The sequence below is a fragment of the Cytobacillus spongiae genome, from assembly GCF_021390075.1.
This window is the reverse complement of sequence record NZ_CP089997.1, coordinates 545,405-559,257: the sequence shown is the minus strand read 5'-3', so window position 1 is coordinate 559,257 and position 13,853 is coordinate 545,405. Positions and strand designations below refer to the sequence as shown.

Here is a 13,853-nt window from a genome sequence, read left to right as displayed (position 1 = left end):
TTGTATGTACCTATCCTTGTTACTTTACCCGATTATACACACATATCCAGCTAATTTCCTTTCCAAGGCAAACAATAGACATGGCGAACGCCCCCAGGAAAGAAAGCGACTGGAGCAGAAATCACCATTCTTTCACACGTACAGATCTCAAAATCAGCGAAAGGGACCAAGAACATAATCTTGATCCCTCTTTCCGCCATTCTGAGAAGAATTCTTATAGATTTCCTCTCTCAAGTCTCTTATTCTTTAATTAAGCCGTTCTCTACCAACCACGCTCTCGCTACTTCTGTTTCACTCTCTTCATCAATATCCACGCGGTAGTTCAAATCCATCATTGTATCTGTATCTAACTTCTCTGCAAGCGGCTTTAACAGCTCCTCTAGCTCAGGATATTCTTCAAAAGCTTCTTCATGAACAGTTATTCCTGCATTATAAGCAGGGAAAAAGCCCATATCATCCTCTAAATTGACTAAGTTAAATGCTTTAATACGGCTGTCAGTTGAAAAACCTGTCGCTACATCTACTTGCTCATCTCTTAATGCTTGATAGAATAAACCAACATCCATTTTCTTTAAATTAGAAGAACCAAATTTAAACCCGTATGTTTTCTCTACCCCTTTAATTCCATCAGGTCTTGTGGCAAACTCTGCATCTGTCCCAAGCTTAAGCTCACCTGGGTTGTCATTCACATACTTAGCTAAGTCGCTAATCGACGTAATGCCCAGCTCCTTCGCATGATCTTCTCTCATCATTAACGTATACGTATTATTCACATTCGATTGATCTAACCAGATAATTCCATTCTCTCGATCTACTTCTTTTACTTTTTCATACGCTTTTGTAGAATCGGAAATCGGGTCGAGCTTATTGTAGTTTACTAAGCTAGTTCCTGTGTAATCCCAATATAGATCCACCTGCTTGTTTTCTAATGCTTGGCGAACAACCTGACTCGCCATATTGCTTTTTTCTTCAATTTCATAACCGTTTTCTTTTAAATAGATTGCTAAAATTTTCGATAAAACAAATTGCTCTGTGAAATTTTTTGCGCCAACAACTAAACTCTTGTCTCCATCGTTACCTGAGGAAGCTGTGTCACTTCCACTACAGGCTGCTAAAATCGACAGCATTAAGGTTAATGCAATGACAAATGAAAATACTTTCTTCATACGGTTTAATCCCCCTAGTTAAATTTATTCTGCAGTTGTAACCGATTGACGTAAGCCGTTAGAAATCACGACTTTTTCTAGCATCCGTAAAATGAAATCGGTCAACATAGCTAATATAGTAACAGGCACTGCGCCTGATAATAGATACGAATTATCTCGCATCATGATTCCCGTGAAAATCCAGTCACCTAATCCTCCACCGCCTACAAGGTAGGCTAACGCAGCAGTTCCAATATTTATCACGACAGCTGTACGAATTCCTGCCATGATCGGATAGGCTGCATTGGGTAATTCGATTTTCAAAAGAATTTGAGCCGGCTTGTATCCAATTCCTTTCGCTGCATCAAGCAAATGTGGATCCAATGAATTGATTCCTGCTACTGTATTTCTCAATATGGGTAAAACGGAATAAACAAACAAGGCAAAAACAGCAGGCTTAAAGCCGATTCCCATCCATGTCATCGCCAGCGCCAAAATCGCTAAGCTTGGAATCGTTTGCCCTAAATTTGCAGTATTCATAAATAGCCACTGAAGCTTACGAAACCTTGGTCTAGTTACGAGAATTCCAAGTGGAATCGCAAGAACAATTGCTAATAGTGAAGAAATAAACACCATCTGTATGTGCTGTATTAATAGAAATTGAAAGCCTTCAAAGTCGTCTAGAATTAATTGATAATATCCCTTTTTAAGCGACCAAGCAAAGAAGGATAACACGAGTAACAAGAGAATAAATTTAATGATAAATGATAGGAGCTTCTTATTCTTCATCTACTCCCTCCTAACTTATTTAATATGTTGATGAAGATAGGTTTCAACATCCTCAATGCGGATAGCACCAATTGTCTTCTGATTATCTTTTACAACCAGCTGGTCTGCTTCTTGATTTAACAAAATCGAAAGGGCATCTCGTAAATTCGTATCTGTTTCGATCGCCTTGCGATTTTTTCCAACCCCTTGAATGTTTTGTAATGATTGTTCTGCCACCAGATCTTCTACTGTGTGCAGGCTTAAGCTTTTCAATGCACGGTCCTGTCCAACAAACTCTCGGACAAACTCACTTTTCGGTCTAGCTAGTAGCTCACTTGGTGAATCATATTGCATCAGCTCGCCATTTTTAAAAATAGCGATGTGATCCCCCATTTTAATTGCTTCATCGATATCATGGCTGACAAAAAGAATCGTCTTCTGCACCTCTTGTTGGATTTGAAGAAACTCATTTTGGATACGAGACCGAATGATTGGATCCAGTGCTCCAAATGGCTCATCCATTAGCATAACCGGTGGGTCAGCCGCCATTGCTCGGGCAATTCCTACACGCTGCTGTTGTCCCCCTGATAACTCATTTGGAAACCTCTTCCGGTACTCATCTGGGTTCAAGCCTACCAGGTCCATGAGGTAATTGTAACGATCTCGCTTCTTCTTCCTGTCCCAGCCTAAAAGGTTCGGAACAGCCATGACATTCTCCTCAATCGTCATATTTGGAAAAAGGCCATTATGTTGAATGACATAACCAATTTTTCTTCTGAGTTCAATTTCGATTAACGAATTTACATCCGTGCCATTTACTAGGATCGTTCCTTCCGTAATCGATTCCAATCGATTCACCATTCGGAGGGTCGTCGTTTTTCCGCATCCTGACGGTCCTAGAAAAACAACAATATTCCCCTTTGGAACCTCAAAACTCACATGATCAACTGCTTTTACACTATCTCCATAGATTTTCGTAACATTTTTGAATTCAATCATACCTTCACCCCTTGTTCTATTGCTCTAATCCTTTTGGTGTTAAACGCTTCTGTATCATTCCTAAAGCCCCATCAACAACAATGGCTAAAATTGATATAACAATTGCACCTGCTAATACCATCGTAGAGTTAGACCTCGAAATTCCTTGATTAATAAGGACTCCTAGACCTCCAGCACCAACAAATGCCGCAATGGCACCTATTCCGATATTCATGACAACCGCCTGACGAACCCCTGCCATGATCACGGGCAAGGCATTCGGAATTTCTACACGAAGCAATCGCTGCATTGTGCTCATTCCAAGTCCAATCGCTGCATCGCGAATATTCGGGTCTACATTATTAATAGCGACATACGTATTTCGAATAATCGGTAATTGTGAATATAAGATTAAGGCAATCACCGCAGGAACAAAACCAATCCCCTGGTTAATAATCGATAAAATAGGAATCATGATGCCAAATAAAGCAATACTCGGAATCGTCATAATCACATTGGCTACTTGCAGAATCGTTTCAGCCAGGTCCTCGTTTGTTGTTAAATAAATTCCAACCGGCAACCCAATTGCAATGGCAATAATGATCGCAAGTCCCACTAGTTGAAGATGCTCCCAGCTATATGTCCAAATCACTGATTGATTTTCAATAAGATAGCTCCATAAATCTTGTAACATCTTGTTTATCTGCACCTCCTTTTGATCTTCACTATTTAGTAATGCAACTTCCGTGCCAACTTTTATAAAAAAAGCAAAAAAACCGCTCAATGCCTTTATTATCAAAGGATTGAACGGTTTGATTGTATCGATTCATTTATTCTGGGTACCTGTAAAAAAAACCATCATGTAAAAATATTTTTACAGAACTGGTTAAAATTTTTTTACAATCAGCGATTAGACTCCTTTTCTCTTTGGATTTAATTTGGACTGGCGGATAATTTGGTTAATCACTTCGGAGAAAACAAGCCCAATCGCAATTGAACCAGATATCATAAAGGCCTTTGCCGCCAAATTAATCGCTAGGTTATAATCATTCTCCACAAAATTCCGCATAGCATCATAAGCAAGTCCACCAGGTACGAGAGGAATAATACCCGCCACACTAAAAATAATCACAGGCGTTTTATACATTTTGGCAAAAAATTGACTTAACACTGCGATCGCAAAGGAGGCAAGTAAGGAAGCAAGTACTGGATCTGCGTTGTTCTCTGTCATATAAACATAGATTATCCATCCAAGCATCCCAACGATTCCGCATTTTATTAATGATCTTTTCGGCGCATTGAAGATCATGCCAAAAGCGGCTGACGCAATGAAGCTTGTAACAAGCTGTTCGACTATCAACTTTCCCATCCCTCCTTATAAAATCGTGAAAACAACGGCAATCCCTGAGCCAATGGCAAACGCCGTTAGGAAGGCTTCAGCCCCCTTAGATAATCCAGAAACAAGATGGCCTGCCATAAGATCACGAACGGCATTGGTAATTAAAAGCCCAGGTACGAGAGGCATGACCGAACCAATAATGATTTTATCTAACTGCTGGCCTAAACCGAATTCTACAAAGCCGAAGGCAACAAGCCCAATAACAAAAGAAGCCATAAACTCGGCAAAAAACTTCACAGGAACTAGCTTATGAAACAGGTTTACACAGTAAAAACCAAGTCCTCCCGCTAACAATGCTGGGAGAAAGTCATACCAGCTGCCTTTGAACATTACGAGGAAACAGCCACTAGCAACCGAAGCAGCCATAATTTGAAGAGACAATGTATATTGAGGACTGGAAGCCTCGATCTCTTTCAGCTCGTGATAAGCTGTCTCCAATTCAAGCTCACCAAGACTGATTTTCCGAGAGACACTATTCACTAATGTCACCTTATCTAAGTCCGTCGTACGTTCAGAGATGCGAATAAGCTTCGTCTTTGTTGGCTCCTTCCCTTCAATTGAGAAGATAATTCCAGTTGGCGTCACGTAGCTATGGGATTGTTGAACGCCGAATGAAGCAGCAATTCGCATCATCGTATCCTCCACACGATACGTTTCTGCGCCACTTTGCAGCATAATCTTCCCGGCCAGTAGACAAACCTCCATAATGTCATAGGTTGGGTTTAAATGATTTTCCATAATATCTCTCCAAAAAAGTTATATTAGACAACATACCTAATCTATGCGGTGATTTCAATAAAGATGAATAGATTTAACAAAAAAATAACGCAAGCACCTCTACACTGGTGCTTGCGTAAATCTATTCATTACTTCTTATGCATTTTAAATTCAAGATAAAGCTCGTTGTAGTACGCCAGCATCTGATTCCCTAGGTTTTCATACACCTCTAGCTTCTCCGTTAGTTCTGGGTCTGGATAGAATCGCTTATCATTTACAATTTCTTCAGGTAAAAATTTGAGCGCTTCTTTATTCGGAGTAGAATACCCTACATACTCTGTATTTTGCGCAGCCACCTCAGGATCTAGAACAAAATTAATAAATTGATGGGCTGCTTCTACATTCTTTGCTGTTTTGGGAATGACCATATTGTCAAACCACAGATTCGAGCCTTCTTCAGGAACGACATAGTCAAGATATTCATTATCCCACATAAGCTCTGCTGCTGTCCCTGACCATACCAACCCAATCGCAGCCTCCTCATTTTCCATCAGCATCCGAATCTCATCCCCAACGATCGCTTTAATATTTGGAGTAAGCGTACTAAGCTTTGCCTTTGCTTCTAGTAAATGCTCTTTGTCTCTATCATTTAATGAATATCCTAAGCTATTTAAACCCATGCCCATAATCTCACGAGCCCCATCAATTAGTAAAATCTCATTTTTTAAGCTTGGATCCCATAGGTCATTCCATCCTGTAATGACTTTCCCCTCTAACATAGAAGGATTATACAGAATCCCTACGGTCCCCCAAAAATATGGAATAGAGAATTTGTTTTCTGGATCAAACGATAAATCCATAAACCGCGGATCGATATATGCCAAGTTCGAAAGCTTGCTATGATCAATCGGAAGGAGTAAATTCTCATCCTGCATTTTTTCAATCATATATTCAGAAGGAATGGCAATATCATAAGCTGTTCCTCCTTGCTGGATTTTCGTCAGCATGGCTTCATTTGAATCAAATGTTTCATAAACAATCTTAATCCCGGTCTCTTCTTCAAAACGAACTAGCAGCTCCGCATCAATATAGTCTCCCCAGTTATAGATCGTTAATATATTTCCGCTCGTATAGCCTTGCGCCGAGTTTAAGCGATTAATCAGATACATAAGCCCAAAGGATATCATGAGAATCACAAGTAAAGCTCTTGTTAGCTGCTTCATTTTCTCGCCCCCATTCCCGCTGGCTTATTGCGTTGTGTAATAAAGTAATAGCCGACAACTAAGATCATCGTAAACAAGAATAATAAGGTCGACAATGCGTTAATATTTAATGAAATCCCTCTTCTAGCTAATGAATAGATTTCAACAGATAATGTAGTGAACCCATTTCCAGTAACAAAGAAGGTGACGGCGAAATCATCAAGGGAATACGTTAAGGCCATGAAAAATCCAGCAAAAATCCCTGGAGTGATGTAAGGAAGTACAACCTTCGATAATACATCCCAGCGGCTAGCACCTAAATCTCTTGCTGCATCAATTAAGGTCGAGCTCATTTCTTGGATTTTTGGCAAAACCATTAATACCACAATCGGAACGCAGAACGCAATATGTGATAACAGTACTGACACAAAACCAAGCTTGATTCCAATCATCGTAAACATAATCAGAAATGACGCACCAATGATAACATCAGGGCTCACAATTAGTACATTGTTAAAAGAAAGCAATGTATTCCGCCAATGGTTTTTTCGAACATAATGGATGGCGAGAGCACCTAATACACCGATGATCGTTGAGATGACTGCCGATAGAAGCGCAATCACGACCGTATTCAGAACGATAACTAGCAATCTCGTATCTTGGAAAAGCTCCTTATACCAATCGAGAGTAAAGCCTTCCCAATCATGCATATTCCCTCCGCTATTAAATGAATAAAACATAAGATATAGAATCGGAGCATAAAGAATGACAAAGACGACCGCTAAATAGAGTTTGGATACATTGGACATTTTTTTCATCTTTATATCCCTCGCTTCCGATTACCAGTTAACACCATAATGATTACCATTGCTATGATTAAGAAAACAGCAATGGTTGAACCCATTCCCCAATCCTGCGTCACTAGAAAATGCTGTTCAATCGCTGTCCCAAGTGTAATCACTCGGTTTCCAGCAATTAATCGCGTAATCATGAACAACGACAGAGCTGGAATGAACACGGCCTGACAGCCTGCCTTTACCCCATCTAATGTTAAGGGGAAAATAACTCGTCGAAATGTAGTCCATGGAGATGCCCCTAAGTCATTAGCCGCGTAAATAAAGGAAGAGTTTAACTCATTTAGAGAGTTGAAAATAGGTAGAATCATAAATGGAATAAATATATACACCGATACAAACACAAAGCTGAAATCGGTAAATAATATTTGCTTCGAACCTACCCCTATTGTTTCTAAAAAACGATTAGCTGCTCCATATGTGCTAAAAATACCTAAAAAAGCATACGCCTTTAACAATAAATTAATCCAGGATGGCAAAATGATCAACAACAGCCATAGCTGTTTATGCTTTGTTTTCGTCAGTAAGTATGCTGTTGGATAGGCAACCAACAGAGCAAATGCTGTTATCAGAAACGCATACCAAAACGAGCTTAATGTCATCGTTAAATAAACGGGTGTGAAAAATTTCTCATAGTTGGCAAAGGTAAAGTTCCCCTCAAGGTCAAAAAATGAATTATATCCTACAAGCAAGAGTGGAGCCACGACAAACAGAATAATCCAAAAAACATAAGGGATGAGATACAAATTTCTCGTATGACTATTCATCATCTTCATCCCCATATGCTTCTAACCGGCGATCAAAGTCTTCTTCAGATTCCCCTAGACGCATCACATGAATAGCCTCTGGGTCAAAATAGAGACCAATTTGGCTATCAACCTCTGCTTTTTTAGTAGAATGAACAAGCCATTCGTTCTCCTCTTGATCGAAGCAGCAAATTTCATAATGTACTCCTCTAAACAGCTGGGAATCCACTCGCACCTGTAAATTTCCTTTTTCAGGACTTGTAATCTCTAAATCTTCCGGGCGAATGACGATTTCAACTACCTCGTTCCCGTCAAAGCCTTTATCTACACACTCAAATTTCTTGCCTGCAAACTCAACTAGGTAGTCCTCAATCATCGTTCCCCCAACGATATTGGATTCACCAATAAAATCCGCAACAAAACGGTTAATAGGCTCATCATAGATATCCGTTGGTGTCCCGCTCTGCTCAATCTTCCCTTTATTCAATACAAAGATTTCATCTGACATCGCAAGTGCTTCTTCTTGATCATGGGTAACAAATATAAACGTAATCCCCAGTCGTTGCTGAAGTTCACGAAGCTCGTATTGCATCTCTGTACGCAGCTTTAAGTCGAGAGCAGATAAAGGCTCATCTAGTAAAATCACTTCTGGTTCATTCACAATCGCACGTGCTATGGCAACACGCTGTCTTTGTCCACCAGACATTTCGCTAATTTCACGCTTCTCGTAACCTTCTAAGTTCACAAACTTTAACGCTTGCTTCACCTTTTCTTCAATAAGTGCCTGCTTCATTTTTTTAATACGCAAGCCAAAGGCCACATTTTCAAATACATTTAAATGTGGAAACAAGGCATAATCTTGAAATACCGTATTGACCTGGCGTTTATTCGCAGGGACATTGTTCATTAATTTGCCATTGATGAACACCTTTCCCTTACTCGGCTCAATAAATCCAGCAATCAAACGGAGAATCGTTGTTTTTCCACAACCTGAGGGGCCGAGCAGCGTATAGAACTTCCCTCTTTCAATCTCAAAGCTTACATCATCTAATACAAGCAACTGATCATATTGCTGACTCACATGCTCAAATGAAATAATCGTATTATTTTCCATTCCCATCTCTCCCTGAAAAAAATTATAAATAGGATTCGGTCGCTACGAGAAGTAACTCCGAAACACCTGAACAATCATTTAATATTTGATGCTCCTCAGACGCATGAAAGTAAATCGTATCTCCCTTAGTAGCACGATATGTATGGCGCCCCAGCTGCACAATCACTTTTCCTTCTAAAACATAACCAAATGTTTCTGAAAGCGATGGGGGAAATTTTTTGAACTCTCCCTTTTCATATAGCTTCAGTAATACAGGCTCCATTTCCTTCTCATTTGACTCATTGACCAACCACTGAATTTCATATTTTAGTTCTTCATCCACATAACCCATTTGCTCTTCCTGCGGATACACTACTCGTTGATCCGAAACAGCCTCATCAAAGAAATCCTTTGGACTACAACCAAGCACATTCAGTATGGAAAAAAAGGTCTCCAAAGACGGCGAGCTTAAATTTCGCTCCAGCTGAGAAATATATCCTTTACTCAAATCAGTACGCTCCCCAAGCTCCTCCTGAGTCAAATTCTTCTTTATACGTAAATTTTTAATTCGCTTCCCTATATCCATCATATTCCCTCTTTATTGTTTATAATGATTAAACTTCAAGTAAAGAAAGTTTAATATTACATTACTTTTAGTTTACAACTGGAATTAATTATAAGAAATTTGTCGGTAATTGACAATTCCCTTTTGGGAAAAAAACTGAGTATTTTTGAAGTGTGTACCTATACTTTGGAGCATGGGATTGTTTCGGTGCCCCACTCTAACTTGCCGCTCACATATTGATTTCTCTCGACTTAGAACCAATAGTTTGATCGTTTCGGATAAAACCGTCACTTCTGAACCGGATTCACCTGTGGCATTCCTCATTATGAGCGAAAACCTGGCATGTGTGAGCGAAAATGTACCGAGGGTGAGCGAAATCTTGCCGAATGCGAGCGAAAATCGCTAAAAGTGAGCGATTTCAGGGGAAGTGTGAGCGTTCGCTCATAAACGGAGCGTTCGCTCACAAGTTGGCCTAGGGCAACTCACCAACTCATCACCGGTAAACCAATTCTTATCCTTCCAGATCCAAAAATTTGATCGTTTCGGATAAAACCGTCACTTCTGAACCGGATTCACCTGTGGCATTCCTCATTACGAGCGAAAACCTGGCATGTGTGAGCGAAAATGTACCGAGGGTGAGCGAAATCTTGCCGAATGCGAGCGATAATCGCTAAAAGTGAGCGATTTCAGGGGAAGTGTGAGCGTTCGCTCATAAACGGAGCGAACGCTCACAAGTTGGCCTAATACAAAACCACAACCACTCTACTTAAACAAAAAACATGACCCTCTCTCTGCAATCGTTTTTACAAAGAAAGAATCATGTTCAGTTACTACTTACTTTTCATCGGCAGGGTAAATAACACCAATTTGCTTACGAGCTGCCTCAATAATTTTTGCCGTAATTAACGAGTTTTCAAAGCTATTCATGTCAGACATCGTTTTGCCCTCTTTAATGAGGCGAACAAATTCATCTGCTTCATAGTACATTTCTAATTTGGCATATGGCTGACTAATTTTCTCCACCGTACCATCCTTGTAACGGATTTCTATATCATCTGGAGAGGAGATATTTTCGGAAATTACTATACTTCCGTCCTCCCCTTGAATTTCAGAAGGTAAGTAAGAATCATTGATTTTTGAATACATAATTACAGCATCCATTTCGTCATATTGAGCAACAATGCTTCCAGAACCATCAGCACCCGTTTCAAGCAAAACTCCCGTTGCTTTGATGTCTTTCGGTTCTCCAAAAAGTACGACCATCGGATACACACAATAAATGCCTAAATCCATTAGCGAACCATTTGAAAGCTTTGGATTAAATGCGTTTAACACGGTTCCTTCTCTATACGCATCATATCTAGAAGAATACTTACAGTAGCTAGCAAAATAGCGGCGCACCTTACCAATTTTATGTAAATTATCCATAATAATTTTAAAATTAGGCATCAGCGTTGTTCGCATAGCTTCCATTAAAGTTACTTGATTTTGTTTAGCCGCTTCGAACATCGCTTTCGTCTCGGCAACGTTTGATGCCAATGGTTTCTCACATAACACATGCTTGCCATGATTCATAAAAACTATGCTTTGTTCACTATGTAAAAAATTCGGACTTGCGATATAGACAGCATCAATCACTTCACTTTTCGCCATCTCTTCATAGTCTGTATAAATAGTGTCGACGTTATATTTGTTCGCGAACTCTCTCGCTTTTTCTTCTGTTCGAGAATAAACAGCTGTTAGCGTAAAATCCTCTAGCTCTTTTACAGACTCTAGAAAACGTTCAGTAATCCAATTCGTTCCAATCACACCAAATCTAATCATATGTGTATCCTCCTCAGCTAGTCTTCGTCCTTGATATCACGATCTTCAGGTATCGGCTCATTCATGATTTCTTCTACGAGCGAACGATACTTCTCTAATTGCTTTACATGTGTTTCAAACTGATCTTTGTACACTAAATATTGCTCGCCATCAAACACCGCTCTAACCTTTTTCTGAACGATCAATTTCTCTAAACTCGGCTCTGAAATGGACAAATACTCTGCAGCTTCCTTTATCGTTAAATACATGTGATAACTCCTTTTTGATTCACCCGTTCGAACATTATACTAACATAACTTTCCGTAGATTCATATTTACGTGCATTATCCTTCACTCACAATTGGTAATCGCACTTCTATACAGGTCCCTAGTGAATTACTCCTAATATCGACTGTTCCTTTATACTCTTTCACAATTTGTTGACTAACCAGCATACCAAGGCCTGTCCCATTTTCCTTAGTTGTAAAAAATGGCTCTCCGATACGATGCAAAATTTCATGAGGGATGCCACTTCCCTCATCGATAAACTTAATTTGAAGCATCTCATCCACTTCTTTTGCAACAATAACGAGCTGCCCGCCACCTGACATGGCCTCTATCGCATTTTTAATATAATTAATAAAGACCTGCTTTAATTGATTTTCGTCACAATTTACTGTCGTATGACATACCTCAAAATTAGTTGTCACTTCAATATTACTTAGAACTGCTTGAGATTTCATAATTGTGACAACCTGTTCTAACAGCAGTCGGATATTCACATTCTCACATTTATGCTTAGTTGGCTTGGCAAGAACGAGAAGTTCTTTTAAAATGAATTCGATCCTCAATATTTCTGAATTAATAATATCTAAATATACCTGACTATCGCCTTTTCCATCAGAAATCAACTGAATAAACCCTTTAATCGAGGTAATAGGATTTCGAATCTCATGCGCAATCCCTGCAGCTAGCTGACCGGCTGCTGCCTGCTTTTCTGAAATGTGGGATAACTTCTTTCGCTCACTGATATCTCTGACAATGAGGTGAATGACCTGTTCATTCTTCATCACAGTTGGAAATGCTTTTACTTCTGCATCGATGACTTCTCCGTCAAGCCGGTTTAGCTTCTGTTCAAACAAATCCGTGATCTCTCCCGATTCAACAAGCGCTATTTTTTCTTGAAAAACTCCGATCGTTTCCTGCTCTATATATTGATAGATCGAGCTTTTTATAATCTCCTCTTTATCCACCGTTCCAAGGAGATAAGCTCCTACATGATTTACATTAATGATTTGGTCATTCTTTAATATAAAAACAGGGTCTGGTGATTGTTCCACAAGCTTTTCATAAAACCGTGCTTGCTCTTGTTGAAGCTTTCTATTTCGTTTGATCTGTGAAATATCCTTTATCACATAATAATAGCCAATACAATGTTCCTGGTGAAAAATCGGGATAATGGTCACGTTCACATCCACGCAGACTCCGTTCCATCCCCTTATTTCATCATCAAAATGATGTACATTTGGTTGAATATATACATGATTAAAATGGGCTAATCCATTCGAGAAAAGATCGTCTAATTTCCTCGAAGAAAATTGTGTAAATTCGAGTCCTACTAATTGCTCACAAGCATCACTCACATATGCAAAACGCTGCTCTCGGTCCAAAATAAAATAAGCCGTGCTACGATCAGTCACAATAGAATAACCTTGATCGATTTGTGTTTTTATATAATCTTCAAGCAATTTGTCACACTTATGATCCTCTACTCCCACTTTACTCATTCGATTAATATCCTTTCATGCAACATATAAAGAAAGCCAAAATAAAAGTAGGTAACTCCACTCTCATTTTGGCTGTATTCACTCATCACAATACCGTTACTAGTATATTAAATTATATGTATCTACAATAAATAGTATACATTTATCATAGTATTATCAATAATCAACATATCCTATTTTTCCTTTTTATGTCACAACAAGATCGTATCCAAAAGCAATTCTAGACTATTAGTCCTATAAAAATGCGCAACCGAATCTCACTCTGAATCAACCTAGAAAAGAAACTGCATTCTTGATTAATTTTCATATTCATCCCCTCTGTTAAATAAAATGAAATAGATGAGGTGATGAAATGGGAAAAAACCATAATCATATCGACTGGGAAAACGTCGCCGGGCAAGTTCAAGATGTATTAGGAGATCAGTTTTGGCAAGACTTACAAGGGGTCATTCCCAAAAAAGGCCCTGCAATAGATCTTTTTGAAACAAACACAGAGTGCTATATCTATGTAGAGCTTCCAGGCCTTCATTCTGTTCGTGATGTTCAGATTACTATTAGTGGCTGTCAATTGACCATAATTGGAAACATCCCTTATCCATACCCATTAAATAAAGATGACTTAATCATACATGAACGATACTTAGGAGCTTTCAAGCGTCAATTATCTCTTCCATTTAATATTTCCAGCAAAAATGTGAAAGCTCATTACCGCAATGGTGTATTGATTATTTCATTAATAAAGGAAGTTCAGGAGCAAACCATTCCAGTTAGCGAAGATTAGTCTACTTACAAGGGG

At 39.2% G+C, this 13,853-nt stretch carries 15 protein-coding genes; 1 reads left to right on the top strand and 14 read right to left on the bottom strand.

Annotation, left to right across the window (positions count from 1 at the left end):
• Window positions 1-239 precede the first annotated feature (239 nt).
• The 14 genes from LS684_RS02965 to LS684_RS02900 form a co-directional block, all read right to left on the bottom strand.
• On the bottom strand, window positions 240-1,166 hold the full coding sequence (locus LS684_RS02965) for a glycine betaine ABC transporter substrate-binding protein (protein WP_233809797.1): 927 nt from the start codon (window positions 1,164-1,166) through the stop codon (window positions 240-242).
• Between the two features lie 24 nt (window positions 1,167-1,190).
• A complete protein-coding gene (locus LS684_RS02960) occupies window positions 1,191-1,934 on the bottom strand; it encodes an ABC transporter permease (RefSeq protein WP_233809795.1) in 744 nt (247 codons plus the stop codon).
• Between the two features lie 15 nt (window positions 1,935-1,949).
• On the bottom strand, window positions 1,950-2,912 hold the full coding sequence (locus LS684_RS02955) for an ABC transporter ATP-binding protein (RefSeq protein ID WP_233809793.1): 963 nt from the start codon (window positions 2,910-2,912) through the stop codon (window positions 1,950-1,952).
• 16 nt (window positions 2,913-2,928) lie between these two features.
• Window positions 2,929-3,585: an ABC transporter permease gene (locus tag LS684_RS02950; RefSeq protein WP_233809791.1), complete on the bottom strand. Its 657-nt coding sequence runs from the start codon at window positions 3,583-3,585 to the stop codon at window positions 2,929-2,931.
• A 216-nt stretch (window positions 3,586-3,801) separates the two neighbouring features.
• Window positions 3,802-4,260, bottom strand: coding sequence for a threonine/serine exporter family protein (locus tag LS684_RS02945; RefSeq protein ID WP_233809789.1), 459 nt, complete (start codon window positions 4,258-4,260; stop codon window positions 3,802-3,804).
• Window positions 4,261-4,266: 6 nt separating this feature from the next.
• Complete coding sequence (locus LS684_RS02940) at window positions 4,267-5,028, bottom strand: threonine/serine exporter family protein (protein WP_233809787.1); 762 nt, start codon at window positions 5,026-5,028, stop codon at window positions 4,267-4,269.
• 128 nt (window positions 5,029-5,156) lie between these two features.
• A complete protein-coding gene (locus LS684_RS02935; protein ID WP_233809785.1) occupies window positions 5,157-6,230 on the bottom strand; it encodes an ABC transporter substrate-binding protein in 1,074 nt (357 codons plus the stop codon).
• Entirely contained in the window at window positions 6,227-7,027 is an 801-nt protein-coding gene (locus LS684_RS02930) for an ABC transporter permease (protein WP_233809783.1), read from the bottom strand. The genes LS684_RS02935 and LS684_RS02930 overlap by 4 nt, the downstream gene beginning before the upstream one ends.
• Before the next feature lie 2 nt (window positions 7,028-7,029).
• Window positions 7,030-7,830: an ABC transporter permease gene (locus LS684_RS02925; protein ID WP_233811526.1), complete on the bottom strand. Its 801-nt coding sequence runs from the start codon at window positions 7,828-7,830 to the stop codon at window positions 7,030-7,032.
• Window positions 7,823-8,923, bottom strand: a complete 1,101-nt coding sequence (locus LS684_RS02920) for an ABC transporter ATP-binding protein (RefSeq protein WP_233809781.1) — start codon at window positions 8,921-8,923, stop codon at window positions 7,823-7,825. Before LS684_RS02920 ends, LS684_RS02925 begins: the two co-directional genes overlap by 8 nt.
• 22 nt (window positions 8,924-8,945) lie before the next feature.
• Window positions 8,946-9,488: a helix-turn-helix domain-containing protein gene (locus LS684_RS02915; protein WP_233811525.1), complete on the bottom strand. Its 543-nt coding sequence runs from the start codon at window positions 9,486-9,488 to the stop codon at window positions 8,946-8,948.
• A gap of 813 nt (window positions 9,489-10,301) precedes the next feature.
• Entirely contained in the window at window positions 10,302-11,291 is a 990-nt protein-coding gene (locus LS684_RS02910; protein ID WP_233809779.1) for a Gfo/Idh/MocA family protein, read from the bottom strand.
• Window positions 11,292-11,308: 17 nt separating this feature from the next.
• Window positions 11,309-11,539 (bottom strand): excisionase family DNA-binding protein, encoded by a 231-nt coding sequence (locus LS684_RS02905; RefSeq protein ID WP_233809777.1) that lies wholly within the window; start codon window positions 11,537-11,539, stop codon window positions 11,309-11,311.
• A gap of 75 nt (window positions 11,540-11,614) precedes the next feature.
• Entirely contained in the window at window positions 11,615-13,057 is a 1,443-nt protein-coding gene (locus LS684_RS02900) for a PAS domain-containing sensor histidine kinase (protein WP_233809775.1), read from the bottom strand.
• Between the two features lie 352 nt (window positions 13,058-13,409).
• Here LS684_RS02900 and LS684_RS02895 point away from each other — a divergent pair, with 352 nt between their 5' ends.
• Window positions 13,410-13,838 (top strand): Hsp20/alpha crystallin family protein, encoded by a 429-nt coding sequence (locus LS684_RS02895; RefSeq protein WP_233809773.1) that lies wholly within the window; start codon window positions 13,410-13,412, stop codon window positions 13,836-13,838.
• Window positions 13,839-13,853: the final 15 nt, after the last annotated feature.

What these genes read in the sequence shown, in the direction of transcription:
- LS684_RS02965 (WP_233809797.1), bottom strand. Translation starts at nt 1,166, where the DNA reads ATGAAGAAAGTATTTTCATTTGTCATTGCATTAACCTTAATGCTGTCG.
- LS684_RS02960 (WP_233809795.1), bottom strand. Translation starts at nt 1,934, where the DNA reads ATGAAGAATAAGAAGCTCCTATCATTTATCATTAAATTTATTCTCTTG.
- LS684_RS02955 (WP_233809793.1), bottom strand. Translation starts at nt 2,912, where the DNA reads ATGATTGAATTCAAAAATGTTACGAAAATCTATGGAGATAGTGTAAAA.
- LS684_RS02950 (WP_233809791.1), bottom strand. Translation starts at nt 3,585, where the DNA reads ATGTTACAAGATTTATGGAGCTATCTTATTGAAAATCAATCAGTGATT.
- LS684_RS02945 (WP_233809789.1), bottom strand. Translation starts at nt 4,260, where the DNA reads ATGGGAAAGTTGATAGTCGAACAGCTTGTTACAAGCTTCATTGCGTCA.
- LS684_RS02940 (WP_233809787.1), bottom strand. Translation starts at nt 5,028, where the DNA reads ATGGAAAATCATTTAAACCCAACCTATGACATTATGGAGGTTTGTCTA.
- LS684_RS02935 (WP_233809785.1), bottom strand. Translation starts at nt 6,230, where the DNA reads ATGAAGCAGCTAACAAGAGCTTTACTTGTGATTCTCATGATATCCTTT.
- LS684_RS02930 (WP_233809783.1), bottom strand. Translation starts at nt 7,027, where the DNA reads ATGAAAAAAATGTCCAATGTATCCAAACTCTATTTAGCGGTCGTCTTT.
- LS684_RS02925 (WP_233811526.1), bottom strand. Translation starts at nt 7,830, where the DNA reads ATGAATAGTCATACGAGAAATTTGTATCTCATCCCTTATGTTTTTTGG.
- LS684_RS02920 (WP_233809781.1), bottom strand. Translation starts at nt 8,923, where the DNA reads ATGGAAAATAATACGATTATTTCATTTGAGCATGTGAGTCAGCAATAT.
- LS684_RS02915 (WP_233811525.1), bottom strand. Translation starts at nt 9,488, where the DNA reads ATGGATATAGGGAAGCGAATTAAAAATTTACGTATAAAGAAGAATTTG.
- LS684_RS02910 (WP_233809779.1), bottom strand. Translation starts at nt 11,291, where the DNA reads ATGATTAGATTTGGTGTGATTGGAACGAATTGGATTACTGAACGTTTT.
- LS684_RS02905 (WP_233809777.1), bottom strand. Translation starts at nt 11,539, where the DNA reads ATGTATTTAACGATAAAGGAAGCTGCAGAGTATTTGTCCATTTCAGAG.
- LS684_RS02900 (WP_233809775.1), bottom strand. Translation starts at nt 13,057, where the DNA reads ATGAGTAAAGTGGGAGTAGAGGATCATAAGTGTGACAAATTGCTTGAA.
- LS684_RS02895 (WP_233809773.1), top strand. Translation starts at nt 13,410, where the DNA reads ATGGGAAAAAACCATAATCATATCGACTGGGAAAACGTCGCCGGGCAA.